Source organism: Brachybacterium huguangmaarense, from assembly GCF_025725725.1.
In the GTDB taxonomy this organism is placed as follows: domain Bacteria; phylum Actinomycetota; class Actinomycetes; order Actinomycetales; family Dermabacteraceae; genus Brachybacterium; species Brachybacterium huguangmaarense.
Map to the genome: position 1 here is coordinate 1168202 of NZ_CP107020.1, position 14540 is coordinate 1182741.

A 14540-nucleotide genomic window follows, 5' to 3' on the forward strand; every position below is an offset into this window, starting at 1 on the left:
TCACGCGAGCTCGGCGACCGCGACCGCGATGTTGTCGGGGCCGCCGGCGGCCAGCGCGAGCCCCACGAGGGCGTCGGCGACCTCCTCGGCCGATCCCGGCGCCGTCAGGACGGGCGCGAGCCCGGCCGCCGGCACGACGGCGTGCACGCCGTCGCTCAGCAGCACCACCCGGTCGCCCGCCATGACGTGCCGCACGAGCAGATCGGGTGCGGTCGGCGCCCCCGGCGCGAGCGCCCGGTTGAGCGTCGCACGGTCGGGATGCGCGGCGGCCTCGTCGGCGGTCAGGCGACCGGCCGCGACGAGCGAGAGCACGTGCGTGTGGTCCTGCGTGAGCACGTCGATCCTGCCGTCCCGCACGAGGTACGCGCGCGTGTCGCCGATGTGGGCGAGCACGAGCCGCTCGCCCTCGATCGCGGCGACCGTGAGCGTGGTCCCGAGCTCGCCGCCCGGGCGGGCGGCGGCGAGCGCCTCGGCCTCGTGCCAGGCCCGGTCGAGGGCGCCGGAGAGGTCGTCGCCCGCCGCGAGCGCGCTCACGAGGGCGCCCGAGACGATGCCGAGGGTCTCCTGGGCGAGCAGGGCATCCTCGCCGAAGCCGTCGGCGACGCCGAGCATGCGGCGGCCGCCGGGCAGGGGGCGCTCGAGGGCGGCGTCCTGCTGGGCGGGTCGCGTCGTGCCGATGTCCGCGCGCGCCGCGGCGGAGGCGATGCGCGGGGAGCCGGTGGGGTCGATGGAGGTCATGACAGGGGCCTTCCTGGTGCTCCCGAGAGCGGTGAGGAGCTGCAGGACGGCGCCGTCGCGACTGATCGCGTCGGCGCGCTCCTGACGCCACCACGAGCGGATCTCGCTCGCCGCGGCGTCGGAGGGGAGGTCGCACACGATCGCGATCCGCGCGAGCCCCATGCCCACGCCGCGCAGGGCGGCGATGAGACGGGCGCGGGGCACCTGATCGGTCCCGTACGAGCGGTACCCGGTGACCGGGTCGACCGCGCGCGGGGGCAGCAGCCCCGACTCGTCGTACAGTCGCAGCGCCTTCGCGCTGAGCCCGCTCGCGGTCGCGAGCTCGCCGATCGACAGGGGCTCGTGCGAGCCCCGCGCGTCCGGTGACGTCTCGTGCATCGACCTCTCCTCGTGCTCCCCGGTCTCCCGGGCCCGGGGCGATCCCGGTGGGCCCACTCTCGGGATTGTCCTCGGGGCAGGGTCAAGCGGATCGGGGGAGCGACGGGCGACGGGCGACGGGAAATTGCCTCGACGCCGTCGCGCGCGCCGTGGTCTGCTCGGACCATGAGCCTCCGCATCCGCCCCGTCGACCCCGCCTCCGACGCCGACCTCGTCCAGCTCGGCGCCCTCCTCGAGGCCGGCCAGCGGCACGACTACGGCGCCTCCGTGCGACGCACCCCGGCGCAGCGCCGCGTCGGCCTCGAGTCGACCCCGTACTGGGACGTGAGCTGCTGGGCGGCGTTCGCCGAGACGATGGAGGGCGGCGAGGTGCTCGTCGGTGTCGCGGACACGATGATCCCCCTCGCCGAGGACCTCGACCAGATCCATCTCTCCGTCGAGGTGCATCCCGCCCACCGCGGCCAGGGCGTCGGCACCGCCCTCGTCGAGGAGGCGCTGATCCCCGCGATCCGCGCCGCGGGCCGGCCGCTCGCGACGGCCTACGGATCGATCCCCGCCGACGGCGACGTGGACGACCCGGCCCTGCCTGCCAACCGGCTCGCCGCACGCGTGGGTCTCGAACGGCGCAACGTCGCCGTGTGCCGCGTGCTGGACCTGCCCGTGCCGCCCGCGCTGCTCGCGCATCTGGAGGCCGAGGCCGTCTCGCGCATGGACGGCTACACGATCCTGACCTGGGAGGATGAGGTCCCCGCCGAGCACGTCGAACGCTACGGCGCCCTGCTGCGCCAGCTCGAGATCGACGAGCCCGATGAGGACGTCGAGCACGAGGCACCCGAGTACACGCCCGAGCGCATCCGCATCATGGAGGAGCGTCGCCGCCGCGCGGGGACCCACGTGCTCGCGGCCGTCGCCGTCGCCCCCGACGGGAGCTTCGCGGGCAACTCCGAGATCGGCTACGCGTCCTTGCCCGGGACGGACCTGGGCTACCAGGAGAACACCCTCGTGATGCCCGAGCATCGCGGCCATCGCCTGGGGCTCGCGCTCAAGGTCGCCAATCATCTCCGCCTCGCCGAGCGGGCTCCCGCTCTTCGGGCGCTCGTCACGTGGAACTCCCATGTGAACCCGTGGATGATCGCCATCAACGAGCAGCTCGGCTATCGCGTCGCCTTCCGCGAGATCGCCTACCAGGGGCGTTCTCGGACCTGAGCCTCGCCTGAGAGCGTGCGGCGGCCACGGCTCGTGCTTGCATGAGCCCATGACGAGCCGCCGACCCCGCGCGCGCCGCCCCGGACGCCCGGCGCGCGCCGGCCTCGGCCTCGCCCTGGGGCTGCTCGGGGCCGCCCTGGCCGCGGAGGCCGTCTCGGAGTGGGCGAGCCGACGCGAGCTCGGCGCGCTCGCCGAGAACCGGCCGGGCCGTGCCGAGGCCGTCGTGGTGCTCGGCTACGGCAACCGCGGGCACCGCGCCAACGCGATCAACCGCTGGCGCGTGCGCGTGGGCCTGCGCTCGCGAAACCCGGCAGCCTCCGTCTCGACGCTCGTGCTGTGCGGCGGCGCGGTGCACGGCGACGTCTCCGAGGCGGAGCTGCTCGCCCGCCATGCGCGCGACGAGCTCGGCGCCCCGGGCCCGTTCGTGCTCGACGACACGAGCCGCACCACGTGGGAGAACATCGCCCATGCCGTGCCCGTGCTCGAGGGCGCCGACCGCATCGTCATCGCCTCGGACCCCCTCCACGCCCTGCGCGCCCGACGCTACCTGCGCCGCCAGCGTCCGGACCTGGCCCGCCGCCTCGCCCGCGCCGACGATCAGCGCCTCGGCGAGATGGCCTGGCTCAAGCCCCTCGTCGTGGTGGTGGGGCTCGAGGCCCTGCGCCGCGATGCCCGGGACCGTCGCGCGCGGCGGCGCGCGCGTGCTTCGATGGGGCGATGACCCCAGAGCAGGCCCCCGCCCTCGGCAGCCGCGACGACGAGACCCGCGTCGTGAGCGCCTCCCGCCGCATCGACGCCCCCGCCGGCGTGATCTTCGAGCTGATCGCCGACCCCGCCCGCCAGCCCGAGTGGGACGGCAACGACAACCTCGCCGAGGCCGCCTCGGGCCAGCGGGTCCGCGGCGTGGGCGACGTGTTCCGGATGGCCCTCACGGGCGACGGCGCCATCCGCGAGAACCACGTCGTCGAGTTCGAGGAGGGAGAGCGCATCGCGTGGCTGCCCGCCCCCGAGGGCGAGCAGCCGCCCGGGCACCTGTGGCGCTGGGAGCTCGAGGGCTCCGACGACGGCACCCTCGTGATCCACACCTACGACTGGACGGACCTGCACGACGAGGCGCGCCAGGTGCGTGCCCGCGCGACCACGTCCGAGAAGCTCGCGGCGTCGATCGACCGTCTCGCCGCCCTCGCCGAGCGGGAGGCCGCGCAGCCGTGAGCAGCCCCGGGGACCCCGAGGACGCCGTCGCCGAGGCCATCGCGCGAGGCGACTTCGACGACCTCCCCGGCGCCGGCGCCCCGCTCGACCTGCCGGCCGTGCACGACCCCGACTGGTGGATCAAGCAGCGCCTCGAGCACGACGACATCGACTGCGACGCCCTCCTGCCCGTCGTGATGCTGCTGCGCCGCGAGCACGAGGGTCTCGGCGGGACCCTCGCGGCCCTCGACACCGAGGAGCAGGTGCGCGACGCCCTCGAGGACTTCAACGCCCGCGTGCTCGCCGACCGCGCCGCGCACCCCCTGGCCCGCATGCTCGCCCCGACCGTCGACGTCGAGGCGCGCGTCGCGGCCTGGCGCGCCGAGCACGCCGCCCGCCCCGTGCCGCCCGACCCGGCGCCGGCTCCGCCGCCCGCGCGCCGCCGCTGGTGGGAGAGGCTGCGGCGCCGCCCGTAGACTTCGGCCATGCCGCGTCCCCGTCTCGTCGCCTCCGACCTGGACGGCACCCTGCTCGACACCTCCGGGGTGATCACCGAGCGCACCGCGCGCACGTGGCACCGGCTGTGGGACGAGGGCATCGCGACCGTCCTGGTGACGGCCCGGCCGCCCCGCTGGGTGGACCACCTGGCCCAGATCACGGGCGATCACGGCGTCGTGATCTGCGCGAACGGCGCCTTCGTGTACGACGCCGCCCATCAGCGGATCCGCGAGAACCACGGGCTGGCCCCCGAGCTCCTGCACGAGCTCCTGGCCGACCTGCGCACGATCGACGGGATCGCCTTCTCCGCCGAGCTCGCGGGAGGCTTCCACCGCGAGGCCGCCTATCCCGGAGGGACCCCCGACGGCATGCCGGAGATCGGCCACGAGAGCGTCGGTCCCCTCGAGGCGATCGAGGAGCCGGTCGGCAAGCTGCTCGCGGTCTCCGAGGCCCTCGAGCCCCGGCGCTTCCTCGCCGCGGTCACCGAGATCATCGGCGACCGTGCGCTGCTGTCGACGTCGTGCGAGGGAGGGCTCGCCGAGATCGGCCCCGCGGGCGTCACCAAGGCGCGCGCGCTGGCCTCCTGGAGCGAGGGGCTCGGCATCGCCGGCGCGGACGTGTGGGCCTTCGGCGACATGCCCAACGACATCCCCATGCTCACGTGGGCCGGGACCGGCTGGGCCGTCGCGGGGGCACACCCCGACGTGCTCGCCGTCGCCGACCGGACCTGCGGCCCCAACTCGGCCGACGGCGTCGCCGCGGCCCTCGAGGACATGCTGGCCGGTCGCGAGGGCGAGCGGTGACCGCCCCCGCCGCCCGCGGACAGGGACGCAACGGCCGGCTGACCGGCCTCCAGCTGCTGCTGGCCCTGATCGTGTTCGTCGTCGCCGAGCTCGTGTGGACCCTGCTCGCGATCGTGCTCACCCTCGTGGCCAACCCCGCCGCCCTCGGCCTCGACGGCACCCCCCGCGCGCAGAGCGCCCTGCCCCTGGCCGGCGGCGCGTACCTCGTCGGGGCCGTGCTCGCGGGCGCGCTCGCCGTCGGCGGGCACCTGCTGATCGTGGGGCCGCTCGCACGTCGCCCGGGGCTGGCCGTGCGCGGCCGGCGCGTGCTCGGCGAGCTCGCCCTCGGCCTCGTGATCGGCGCGGCCCTCATCTCCCTGTCCACGGGTCTGATCGCGCTGCTCGGCGGCTACCGGGTGACGGGCCTCGACCCGCAGGCCGAGCTGCTGGGCCCGCTCGCGATCGGCGTCGGCGCCGCGTTCATCGAGGAGGTCTTCTTCCGCGGCGCGGTGCTGCGCCTGCTCGACGGCTGGCTGGGCAGCGGACCGGCCGTCGCGATCAGCTCGATCCTGTTCGGCGCCGTGCACCTGGCCAACCCCGGGGCCGGGCTGTGGGGCGCGATCGCGATCGCCGTCGAGGCGTCGATCCTGCTCGCCGGCGCCTACCTGCTCACGCGGCGGCTGTGGCTCGCGATCGGCATCCACCTGGCGTGGAACACCGTCCAGGCCGGGCTGTTCTCGTGGGACGTCTCGGGGACCGGCGCCCAGCACGGGCTGCTGCAGGCCGAGACGGCGGGCCCGGACTGGCTCACGGGCGGGGACATGGGCGTCGAGGGCTCGGTCGTGACCGTGGCCGTCGGCCTCGCCGCCGGGATCGTGATGCTCGTCCTCGCGCACCGCCGCGGCCACCTGCTGCCGCGCGAGTCCCGCGCCGCGCGGGACTGACGCCTCCCGCCGGTCGAGCGCGCCGGCTCGGTCGGAACGAGCGCGACCGCTCGCCCGGAGCGACCGGCGGCCGTCAGCGGCAGGGCCTCAGCCCTGGCCCCACGTGTCATGGGAGGCGCCCACGCGGTCGACGCTCGAATGCACGTCGGCGAAGCACTCGCTGCCCGAGCGCCACACCCGCACCGTGCCGTCGCCGAGGCCCTCGAGGCGCGCCACCTCGGCGCCCTCGGGGTGGTGCAGCGGCGGATGCAGGCGCACCGAGCCGTGCGTGAGCTCGAGGCGGATGCCGACGCCCGTGAGCTCGTGCGTGGACTCGACGTGCTGGGTGATGAGCCCGCGCAGCAGACCCGCCCACCGCTCGTCGGACGACGCCACGACCTTGCCGTCGACGGTCACCGTCGGCAGCACCGTGCACGTCAGCTGGGGGCCGTCGAGGCCGCCGGAGGTGGTGAAGCGCAGACGCACCTGATGCAGCACGAAGTCGACCTCGTGCAGGCGATAGCCCTCGAGACGGCTCACGAGGGACTCGGGAGCGACGGTCATGGTGGCACCCCTTTCCGTGTCGTCCCGACGGACGGGACCCTTGGGGCGAAGCGTGGTCGCCTCGCCTCGGGGCGTCGCAAGCCCGGGCGACCGGTGAGACCGTCGCTCACGCGTCGAGCAGATCCCGCAGGTCATCGGCGGTCAGCGCCGCGGCGAAGGCACGGTCGTCGTCGGTGAGTGACGTGAACAGGGTGCGCTTGCGCTCCTGGAGGGCGAGCACCTTCTCCTCGATCGTGTCCTCCGCGACCATCCGGTACACCATCACGCTGCGGTCCTGGCCGAGCCGGTGGGCGCGGTCGACGGCCTGCGCCTCGGCCGCCGGGTTCCACCACGGGTCCAGCAGGAACACGTAGTCGGCCTCGGTGAGGGTGAGCCCGAAGCCGCCCGCCTTGAGGCTGATGAGGAACACGGGCGCATCGCCCGTGCGGAAAGACTCGACCACGCGGGCCCGGTCCGCGGTGGACCCGTCGAGATAGGCGTGCGCGATGCCGCGCTCGTCGAGGCGCTCGGCCACGCGCGCCAGATGCGAGGTGAACTGGCTGAAGACGAGCACGCGGTGGTGCTCGGCGATCACCTCGTCGAGGTTCTCGAGCAGGGCCTCGAGCTTCGAGGACGCGACGCCTGCGTGCTCGGCGTCGACGATCGCCGGGTCGAGGGCGAGCATGCGCAGCAGGGTCAGCGAGCGGAACACGATGAAGCGGTGACGGTCGATGTCGCCCGCGAGGCCCAGCAGCTTCTGGCGCTCCCGCTGCAGCACCCGGTCGTAGAGCCGACGATGCGGGCCCGCGAGTGGGACCCGCAGCACCTGCTCCTGCTTCTCGGGCAGCTCCGGGGCCACGACGTCCTTCGTGCGCCGCAGCACGAAGGGGCGGATCCGGCGCCGCAGCCGGCTCATGCGCTGGGCGGCACGCGCGGCGCCGCTCTCGGACGGGTCGGGACTTTCGATCGGCTTGACGTACTCCTCGCGGAAGGCCCGCGGGGAGGCGAACAGGCCCGGCGCGGTGAGCGACAGCAGCGCCCACAGGTCGGTGAGCGAGTTCTCGAGCGGGGTGCCCGTGATCGCGAGCCGGAAGGGGGCGCGCACGGACCGCGCGACCTGATGCGCGCGCGAGGCGCGGTTCTTGACGAACTGCGCCTCGTCGAGGACGAGCCCCGACCAGTCGGCCGCGGTGAGCTGGGCGTCGTCCAGGCGCAGGATCGCGTAGCTCGTGACCACGAGGTCGGTGCCCGCGGTCGCCGCGGCGACCGACGTCCCGCGCTTCCTCGTCGTCTCGCCGAGCACGCGCACGTCCAGGCCGGGCGTGAAGCGCTCGGCCTCGGAGCGCCACACGGCGAGCACCGAGGAGGGGGCGATCACGAGGAACGGAGGCGCGTCGGGCGCTCGCGAGCGCTCGCGCGCCACGAGCGCGAGGGTCTGCAGCGTCTTGCCGAGGCCCATGTCGTCGGCGAGGATCCCGCCGAGCCCGTGCTCGGCGAGGAACGCGAGCCAGGCATAGCCCTCGCGCTGGTAGGGGCGCAGCGCGGCGGCGAGGCCCGGGGGCGGTTCGGGCACGGGGATCGACGCGAGGTCGCGCAGGGCGCCGACGCTGCGGCGCCACGCGAGGGCCTCGACGCTCTCGTCGGCGAGGTCCTCGAAGTCCTCCCACAGCTGCACCTGGTAGCGGCCGAGGCGCGGGGACTCGGGCTCCCACTCGTCGAGCTGCTCGGCCTCGGCGAGCAGCTCGCGCAGCCGGTCGAACGTCGGGTGGTCGAGCCGGAAGTAGGTCTTGTCCGGCATCAGCACGGCCTTCTTGCCCCCGGACAGGGCGGCGAAGATCGCGGTGAAGGGCACGAGCACGTCCCCGAGGGTGATCTCGAAGCCGAGGTCGAACCAGTCGTGGGCCTGTCCGTGGGGCGGCTCGACCTGGGTGATGCGCAGGTGCGGGGTCCCGTCGAGCTCGGTGTAGTCGGCGCGCACGCCCGTCTCGTGCACGTCGACGTCAGGCAGGGAGGCCAGGGCCGGCAGCAGGTGCTCGACGAAGTGCGCGAGGTCCACTCCTTCGAGGTGCTCGCGCCCGGCGCGGGCGGCGTCGGGCCACAGCCGGCGCACCGCCTCGAGCACGGCGTCCTCGTGCGCGGCGTCCCGGTCGGTCGCGCCGCGTGGACGGGTCAGGTCGAGCGTGCGGCGCGGTGCGCGGTAGGTCCACGACCAGGTGAGGTCCGCGGAGTCCTGCTCACCGTGGGCCACGTCGAGCCGGAGCCGGGGCGGGACGGCATCGGGGATCTCGAGGGACGGGTCGCGGCTGCTCACGGGGACGTGGCGGCGCAGCTGGGGGGAGACGTCGGCGAGGAACTCGTCGGCGTCGGCGGCGGGCACGCGCACCGGCTCGGCACGCTCGAGCAGCGACAGCAGGGCCTCGGGCATGGCGGGAGCGACGGGCACGAGGGTCACCCGCACGCCCGTCGCCCCGGTCGTGCGCGCGAGGGCGACCCCGCCCGGGCCGGCCCGCAGGGGACGTTCGAGCGGGGCGCCGGCGACCTCCACCACGGGCGCGACGACGAGGTCGCCGCCGTCCCGCCGCACGTCGAGCCGGGCCCTGCCCTCGGGGGACCAGAGCACCTCGGACACGGCCCCCGTGCCGGTGAGCACGACGCCCACCTCGCGGGCGCGGGCGAGCAGCGGCCACACCTCGGGGCCGCGGAACTCGTCGAGCCGCAGCACGTCGCCGACCTCGTAGCCGAAGGAGCGCTCGGCGAGCGAGAGCCGCACGATCCGCGCGAGCACGTCGGCCTGCGCACGGGGGAGGTCGAGCAGGTGCGGGGAGCGGAACGAGCGCCAGCTCAGGCCGCCCTTGATCCAGGACCCCGAGCGGCCCCGCTGGAGCGGCCGGAGGGCCACGGCGAGCTCGGCGCCCGCCGCCACGTCGCGGGCGGTCGCGGCGCGCGAGCCGAAGCGCGAGAAGCGGAATCCGCCGAAGCCGGTCAACAGCTCGACGCCGAGCGCGAGCTCGGGGGCCTCGGGCGCGCCGGCCGGGGCCAGGGCGCCGAGCAGCTCGCGCCACGTGGGCTCGGGGGCGGCGGGAGCTGCTCGCGGGCGGGCCCGCGCGAGGTGGTCGCGCATCGCGGACGAGGTGGACTCGTGGAGGACCGCGGCCACGTGCTTGCACTCCCCGCCCACGGGGCACGAGCAGCGCGAGTGGATCGGCGTCCACGCCGTCACGCCCGTGCCCAGCGTGCGCCCCTCTCTCAGCGTGACGAGGGTGCGGTACGGGCTCGCCGCGCTCCCGTCGACCGTGCCGCTCAGGCTGCCGGAACGGCGGGAGCCGCCCTCGGTCTCCCAGGTCAGGCCGTGCACCGCGTGGGCGCGCGCGTACCGCTTGCCGCGATCGGCGGCGCCGCTCCCGACGTGCGCCGTGATCGCCTCGTCGGCGACGTAGGGGAGGGGGTCGGCGGCCATCCGGCCATCGTGTCACGCAGGGGTGACGGACGGCTCTGGGAGACTGCGGGCATGCCCCACACCTTCGCGCTCATCCCCGCCTCCTACGTGTATCTGCTGCGCGGCGACGAGGTGCTGCTCCAGCGTCGCGCGGCCACCGGCTACATGGACGGCCACTGGGTCGCGGGCGCCGCGGGACACGTCGAGCCGGGGGAGACCGCACGTGCCGCGGCCGTGCGCGAGACCGCCGAGGAGCTCGGCGTCCGGATCCGCCCGCAGGATCTCGAGCTGCTCACCGTCATGCAGCGCACCGACGGGGCGGGCGAGCCGGTCGAGCAGCGGGTCGACTGGTTCTGGGCCGTGCGCCGCTGGGAGGGCGAGCCCCGCCTGTGCGAGCCGGCCAAGGCCTCGGGCCTCGACTGGTTCGTGCGCGACACCCTGCCCGCGCCGATGCCCGCCTACGAGCGCCGCGTGGTGCGCGGCATCGACGAGGCCGGACTGCCCGCCGCGACGAGCTTCGGCTTCGGCGCCGACGACTGACGGCCGGCACGGACGGCACCGCCGACTCTGGGAGACTGGGCCGATGCGCTCCTTCGAAGAACTCGTCGCCGAGGCCGTCTCCGCGGACGTCACGGGGTGGGACTTCTCCTACCTCGACGGACGTGCCACCGAGGAGCGGCCGCCCTGGCGCTACGTGCGTCTGCTCGCCGAGCGTCTCGCCACGGTCGGCTCGGCCCTCGACCTCGACACCGGCGGGGGAGAGGTGCTCGACGAGTCGCCCGCCTTCCCGTCCCGCATGGTCGTGACCGAGGCGTATGCGCCCAACGCCGCGCGGGCCCGCGCGCGGCTGGGCCCGCGCGGGGTCGAGGTCGTGGCCGGCACCGAGGACCTGCCCGACGCCTCCTTCGACCTCGTCACCTCGCGCCATCCCGTCGACCCGGCCTGGGTCGAGATCCACCGCGTGCTGCGCCCCGGCGGCCGGTACCTGGGCCAGCACGTCGGCCCCGCCTCGGCGTTCGAGCTGATCGAGCACTTCCTGGGCCCGCAGCCGGAGGCGCGCCGAGGCCGCGATCCGCGAGGCGAGGTCGCCGATGCCGAGGCCGCCGGGCTGACGGTCACGGACCTCCGCACGGCGCGGCTGCGGATGGAGTTTTTCGACGTGGGCGCCGTCGTCTGGATTCTGCGCGCGTGCGTGTGGTGGGTGCCGGACTTCTCGGTCGAACGGTACGAGCCCCAGCTGCGGTCGCTCGATGCCCGGATGCGTCGGGGCGAGCCCGTCGTGGCCCATTCGACCCGGCATCTGCTGCAGGCCCGACGGTAGCCTCAGCCGCATGCTGACCCTGCTCCTGTACTGCGTCCCCACGATCCTCTACGTCGTGTGGCGCACGCGGCAGGGCGACGACCGCCGGGAGGCGATCGCCGATGCCGGCGCGGTGCCGGGCACGGGGCGCGACTCCCTGTGGGGCCTCGCGCTGATCGTCCCGATCGCCCTCGTCGGCTGGGTCGCCGGGATGCTCCTTCCTGCCACGACGACGCGGGCCCCTCTCTCCGACATCCTCGCGCCGACCACGATCGCGCTCACGCTCGTCGGCGCCGCGGGCACCGAGATCCTGTTCCGGGGACTGCTCGGGGGCGTGCTCATGCGCCGGCTCGGCATGCTCCCCGGGAACACGGTGCAGGCGGCGATCTCGATGCTGCTCTCGCTCACCGTGCTCCTGACCGACGCGCGCCTGTGGCCGCTCGTGATCGCCGAGTTCGTCGTGGCATGGCTGCTCGGAGCCCTCCGGGCACGTCTCGGCACGTGCTTCCCCGGCATCCTCGCCGCGGGCCTCGGGCAGCTCGCCGCCGCCGCGCTGCTCGCGGGGTAGCAGTGTGTGAGGTAGACGGCTCTGACGGTCACGTGCACGGTGTGTGTCAGGAAAGTCGGTTCCAGCGTGTCAAATACGGCGATCTCAATGTGGCTCTTCACGAACGAGGGTGTAGCGCGGGTCTGAACCCTCCGGCTTCGAGCAGCGACCGAGCGATGTAGTGGGTGAGGTTGCGGAAGCCGAGGGCGGAGCCGCGGAGGTGTTCGAGTCGCCCGTTGATGGCCTCGGTCGGGCCGTTGCTGGTGCCGGGGCGGTCGAAGAACGCGAGGATGTCGCCCGCCCGCTGCTTCATGGTCCGGCCGAGCTTGCGGACCTCGACGAGCGCCGCGGGAACGCCGCTGCTGATCGCAGCGATCACCTCCTGCATCATCGCCTTCGCTTTCTTCTTGTCGGGCTCCCGGTAGGCCGCGACGATGCGCTGGTAGATGCCCCAGGTCGCCTCGACCTCGACGTGCTCCTCGCTCGCGAACACTGCGTCCAGGCGTGCCCGCTGCCGGTCGGTGAGCAGGCTCGCCCCGGTGTGCAGGGTGCGGCGGGCTTTGTAGAGCGGCTCGCCCTTGAGCCCGCGGTGACCGGTGGTGTCTTGCTGGACCCGACGCCGGCAGACATCCAGCGCGTCGCCGGCGAGGCGGACCACGTGGAACGGGTCCATGACGGGGACGGCGTCGGGGAGTTCCTCGGCGGCAGCGGTCTTGAACCCGGCGAAGCCGTCCATCGCGACCACCTCGATCCGCTTCGCCCAGTCCGCAGGGCGGGCGGCGAGCCACTGCTTGAACACCGCCTTGGAGCGGCCCTCGACCATGTCCAGCAGCCTCGCCGGCCCGGTCTTGTTCCTCGCGGGCGTGAGGTCGATGATCACGGTGACGTACTTGTCGCCCAGCCTCGTGTGTCGCCAGACGTGCTCGTCGACACCGATCGTGGTGACCCCGTCGAACCGGGCGGGGTCGTCGATCAGGCGCCGCTTGCCTTCCGCGAGGACGGCGGCGTTCGCGGCACTCCAGGACACCCCGAGACCTGCGGCGACGCGGGTGACGGTGAGGTGGTCGATGACGATGCCCCGCAGCGCCCACTCCAGGCCGCCGCGGGAGATCTTCGCACGCGGCGCCGCTGCCCGCGTCATGTCCTGCCGCCACGTGCGCCGGCAGTGTCCGCACCGGTACCGGCGCACCCGCACCAGCAGGGTCGTCGGCCGGTGCCCGAACGGCTCGTGCGCCAGTCGACGCGTGACCGTGTCCCGCGGCACGCCCTCGACACCGCACTTCCGACACCACGGGTCGTCCTCGACGACGCGGCATTCGATCGTGGCCCGATCCGGCTCGATCAGCTGGCCGACGGCGACGAGGCCGAGCTCGTCGAGGCGGCAGAACGTGGTCAGGTCAGGGGTCGCGAAAGTAGGGTGGAGCACGTCGAGGTCTTTCGGGATGGCGAGCGTGAAGAACTTCCATCATCCGGGAGACCTCGACCCCTACCCGGCCACCGACGCGCTCAACCGACTACACCCTCGTTCATGAAGAGCCCTCAATGTGTCAAAAAGGTAGACTTCACACATAATCGGGTACCGGCCACGTGTCGTCGACACCGAGCTCGACGTGCGCCTTGCCACGAGTGGGGCTGTGCTGATCGAGGGGCCGAAGGGGTGCGGGAAGACCGAGACGGCATTGCGGCGCGCACACAGCGTGGTGCGTTTTGATACCGATCCGGCCGCTCGCGCTCAGGTCGATCTCAACCCGGGCATCCTTTTCGAGGAGTCGGCTCCGGTCCTGTTCGATGAATGGCAGCGTGTCCCTGCGATCTGGGATCATGTCCGGCGGCACGTGGACGACATGCGCGGGCGCGGCTTGTGCATCCTGACCGGATCTGCAACCCCGACCGACGCTCGCGAACTGCACTCCGGTGCCGGACGGATCGGCACACTGCGGATGCGCCCGATGAGCCTGTTCGAGTCCGGTCACTCCACGGGGGAAGTCTCGCTCGCGGCGCTGATGCGTGGGGAAGACCAACGTGCCAGGCTCGCTCGGACCACGATCTCTCAGCTGATGGAGCGGATCGTGATCGGCGGATGGCCGATGCTGCTGGAAGCGGACGAGGCGTTCGCCAGGCGCTGGCTCGCGGACTATCTCACGCAGATCGTGGAAGTCGACATCCCGAGCCTCGGCACCACCCGTCGAGCCCCGGACCGTCTGCGCCGGACCCTTGCAGCCCTCGGTCGCGGTGTCGGCCAGCCGGTCAAGCTCACCGAGCTCGCCGCCGATATCGCAGGAGGCGATGACCAGAGACCGGCGAAGGAGACCGTCTCGGCGTATGTGGATGCGCTGCATCGGCTGAAGCTCACCGAGAACTCTCCGTCGTGGCGGCCCCACATGCGATCGCGCACCCGGCTTCGAGAAGCACCCGTGCGCTACTTCGTGGACCCGTCGCTCGGCACTGCTGCGCTCGGCGTCGGCGCACGAGACCTCCTCGCCGATCCGCAGGCTGCAGGCTTCCACTTCGAGGCTCTCGTGCTGCGCGACCTGCGCGTGTACGCGCAGTCGCTCGACGGCACCATCTCCACCTGGCGGGAAGCTCACGGGCGCAAGGAGGTCGACGCGATCGTCGAGACGCCGAATGCCTGGGCCGCGTTCGAGGTCAAGCTCACCGGCGACCAACGGGTGATCGACGCCGCCGCCCAGGGGCTGCTGGACTTCGCATCCGAGATCGACACCAGCCGGCACGGCGATCCGGCTGCCCTCGTCGTCGTGACCGCGAGGGGCGGCGGCGGCAGACGTCCCGACGGCGTCCACGTCGTGCCGATCACCGCACTCGGACCATGACGACCCGGATGAACAGATCGCGGCAGGCCGAGAACCGCAGAGACGCACTGATCCAGGCTCACGTGCTCGTGCGCCCCTGCGGCGCGCTGCTCGCGCTCCGAGTCCGAGCCTCAGCCCGCTGAGAGTCGTCGCTCCGCAGATCGCCGAGCCCCGTGAGACGGTTGCTG

General features: G+C 73.8%; 14 protein-coding genes. 10 read left to right on the forward strand and 4 right to left on the reverse strand.

From position 1 onward, the window contains the following. Positions 1–1116: a MerR family transcriptional regulator gene (locus BRM3_RS05170; protein WP_263595021.1), complete on the reverse strand. Its 1116-nt coding sequence runs from the start codon at positions 1114–1116 to the stop codon at positions 1–3. Positions 1117–1281: 165 nt separating this feature from the next. Here BRM3_RS05170 and BRM3_RS05175 point away from each other — a divergent pair, with 165 nt between their 5' ends. The 6 genes from BRM3_RS05175 to BRM3_RS05200 are packed head-to-tail and all read left to right on the forward strand — an operon-like array spanning position 1282 to position 5737. Then, positions 1282–2322 (forward strand): GNAT family N-acetyltransferase, encoded by a 1041-nt coding sequence (locus BRM3_RS05175; RefSeq protein ID WP_263595022.1) that lies wholly within the window; start codon positions 1282–1284, stop codon positions 2320–2322. 49 nt (positions 2323–2371) lie between these two features. Beyond that, on the forward strand, positions 2372–3043 hold the full coding sequence (locus BRM3_RS05180; protein ID WP_263595023.1) for a YdcF family protein: 672 nt from the start codon (positions 2372–2374) through the stop codon (positions 3041–3043). Next, a complete protein-coding gene (locus tag BRM3_RS05185) occupies positions 3040–3534 on the forward strand; it encodes an SRPBCC family protein (RefSeq protein ID WP_263595024.1) in 495 nt (164 codons plus the stop codon). The genes BRM3_RS05180 and BRM3_RS05185 overlap by 4 nt, the downstream gene beginning before the upstream one ends. After that, complete coding sequence (locus BRM3_RS05190) at positions 3531–3989, forward strand: DnaJ family domain-containing protein (RefSeq protein ID WP_263595025.1); 459 nt, start codon at positions 3531–3533, stop codon at positions 3987–3989. Before BRM3_RS05185 ends, BRM3_RS05190 begins: the two co-directional genes overlap by 4 nt. Positions 3990–3998: 9 nt before the next feature. Then, entirely contained in the window at positions 3999–4814 is an 816-nt protein-coding gene (locus BRM3_RS05195; protein WP_263595026.1) for an HAD family hydrolase, read from the forward strand. Beyond that, positions 4811–5737, forward strand: a complete 927-nt coding sequence (locus BRM3_RS05200) for a CPBP family intramembrane glutamic endopeptidase (RefSeq protein WP_263595027.1) — start codon at positions 4811–4813, stop codon at positions 5735–5737. Before BRM3_RS05195 ends, BRM3_RS05200 begins: the two co-directional genes overlap by 4 nt. Positions 5738–5824: 87 nt before the next feature. On the opposite strand, the gene BRM3_RS05205 is transcribed toward BRM3_RS05200, so the two are convergent. Then, positions 5825–6280 carry a hypothetical protein gene (locus BRM3_RS05205; protein WP_263595028.1) on the reverse strand — a complete coding sequence of 152 codons (456 nt, stop codon included), beginning with the start codon at positions 6278–6280 and terminating at the stop codon, positions 5825–5827. A 106-nt stretch (positions 6281–6386) separates the two neighbouring features. After that, positions 6387–9716: a DEAD/DEAH box helicase gene (locus BRM3_RS05210; protein WP_263595029.1), complete on the reverse strand. Its 3330-nt coding sequence runs from the start codon at positions 9714–9716 to the stop codon at positions 6387–6389. A gap of 51 nt (positions 9717–9767) precedes the next feature. Here BRM3_RS05210 and BRM3_RS05215 point away from each other — a divergent pair, with 51 nt between their 5' ends. From BRM3_RS05215 to BRM3_RS05225, 3 genes are read left to right on the forward strand one after another with little or no spacing between them, the layout of a single operon-like run. Continuing rightward, positions 9768–10235, forward strand: a complete 468-nt coding sequence (locus BRM3_RS05215) for an NUDIX hydrolase (protein WP_263595030.1) — start codon at positions 9768–9770, stop codon at positions 10233–10235. A gap of 43 nt (positions 10236–10278) precedes the next feature. Beyond that, on the forward strand, positions 10279–11016 hold the full coding sequence (locus tag BRM3_RS05220) for a class I SAM-dependent methyltransferase (RefSeq protein ID WP_263595031.1): 738 nt from the start codon (positions 10279–10281) through the stop codon (positions 11014–11016). A 10-nt stretch (positions 11017–11026) separates the two neighbouring features. Next, positions 11027–11563: a CPBP family glutamic-type intramembrane protease gene (locus BRM3_RS05225; RefSeq protein WP_263595032.1), complete on the forward strand. Its 537-nt coding sequence runs from the start codon at positions 11027–11029 to the stop codon at positions 11561–11563. 97 nt (positions 11564–11660) lie between these two features. On the opposite strand, the gene BRM3_RS05230 is transcribed toward BRM3_RS05225, so the two are convergent. Next, positions 11661–12968 (reverse strand): ISL3 family transposase, encoded by a 1308-nt coding sequence (locus BRM3_RS05230; protein ID WP_263594637.1) that lies wholly within the window; start codon positions 12966–12968, stop codon positions 11661–11663. A gap of 208 nt (positions 12969–13176) precedes the next feature. On the opposite strand from BRM3_RS05230, the gene BRM3_RS05235 reads away from it, so the two are divergent. Continuing rightward, positions 13177–14373, forward strand: coding sequence for an ATP-binding protein (locus tag BRM3_RS05235; protein WP_263595033.1), 1197 nt, complete (start codon positions 13177–13179; stop codon positions 14371–14373). Positions 14374–14540: the final 167 nt, after the last annotated feature.

Coding starts and splice junctions, on each gene's coding strand:
- BRM3_RS05185 (WP_263595024.1), top strand. CDS start 3,040: ATGACCCCAGAGCAGGCCCCCGCCCTCGGCAGCCGCGACGACGAGACC.
- BRM3_RS05205 (WP_263595028.1), bottom strand. CDS start 6,280: ATGACCGTCGCTCCCGAGTCCCTCGTGAGCCGTCTCGAGGGCTATCGC.
- BRM3_RS05210 (WP_263595029.1), bottom strand. CDS start 9,716: ATGGCCGCCGACCCCCTCCCCTACGTCGCCGACGAGGCGATCACGGCG.
- BRM3_RS05195 (WP_263595026.1), top strand. CDS start 3,999: ATGCCGCGTCCCCGTCTCGTCGCCTCCGACCTGGACGGCACCCTGCTC.
- BRM3_RS05215 (WP_263595030.1), top strand. CDS start 9,768: ATGCCCCACACCTTCGCGCTCATCCCCGCCTCCTACGTGTATCTGCTG.
- BRM3_RS05170 (WP_263595021.1), bottom strand. CDS start 1,116: ATGCACGAGACGTCACCGGACGCGCGGGGCTCGCACGAGCCCCTGTCG.
- BRM3_RS05175 (WP_263595022.1), top strand. CDS start 1,282: ATGAGCCTCCGCATCCGCCCCGTCGACCCCGCCTCCGACGCCGACCTC.
- BRM3_RS05220 (WP_263595031.1), top strand. CDS start 10,279: ATGCGCTCCTTCGAAGAACTCGTCGCCGAGGCCGTCTCCGCGGACGTC.
- BRM3_RS05225 (WP_263595032.1), top strand. CDS start 11,027: ATGCTGACCCTGCTCCTGTACTGCGTCCCCACGATCCTCTACGTCGTG.
- BRM3_RS05180 (WP_263595023.1), top strand. CDS start 2,372: ATGACGAGCCGCCGACCCCGCGCGCGCCGCCCCGGACGCCCGGCGCGC.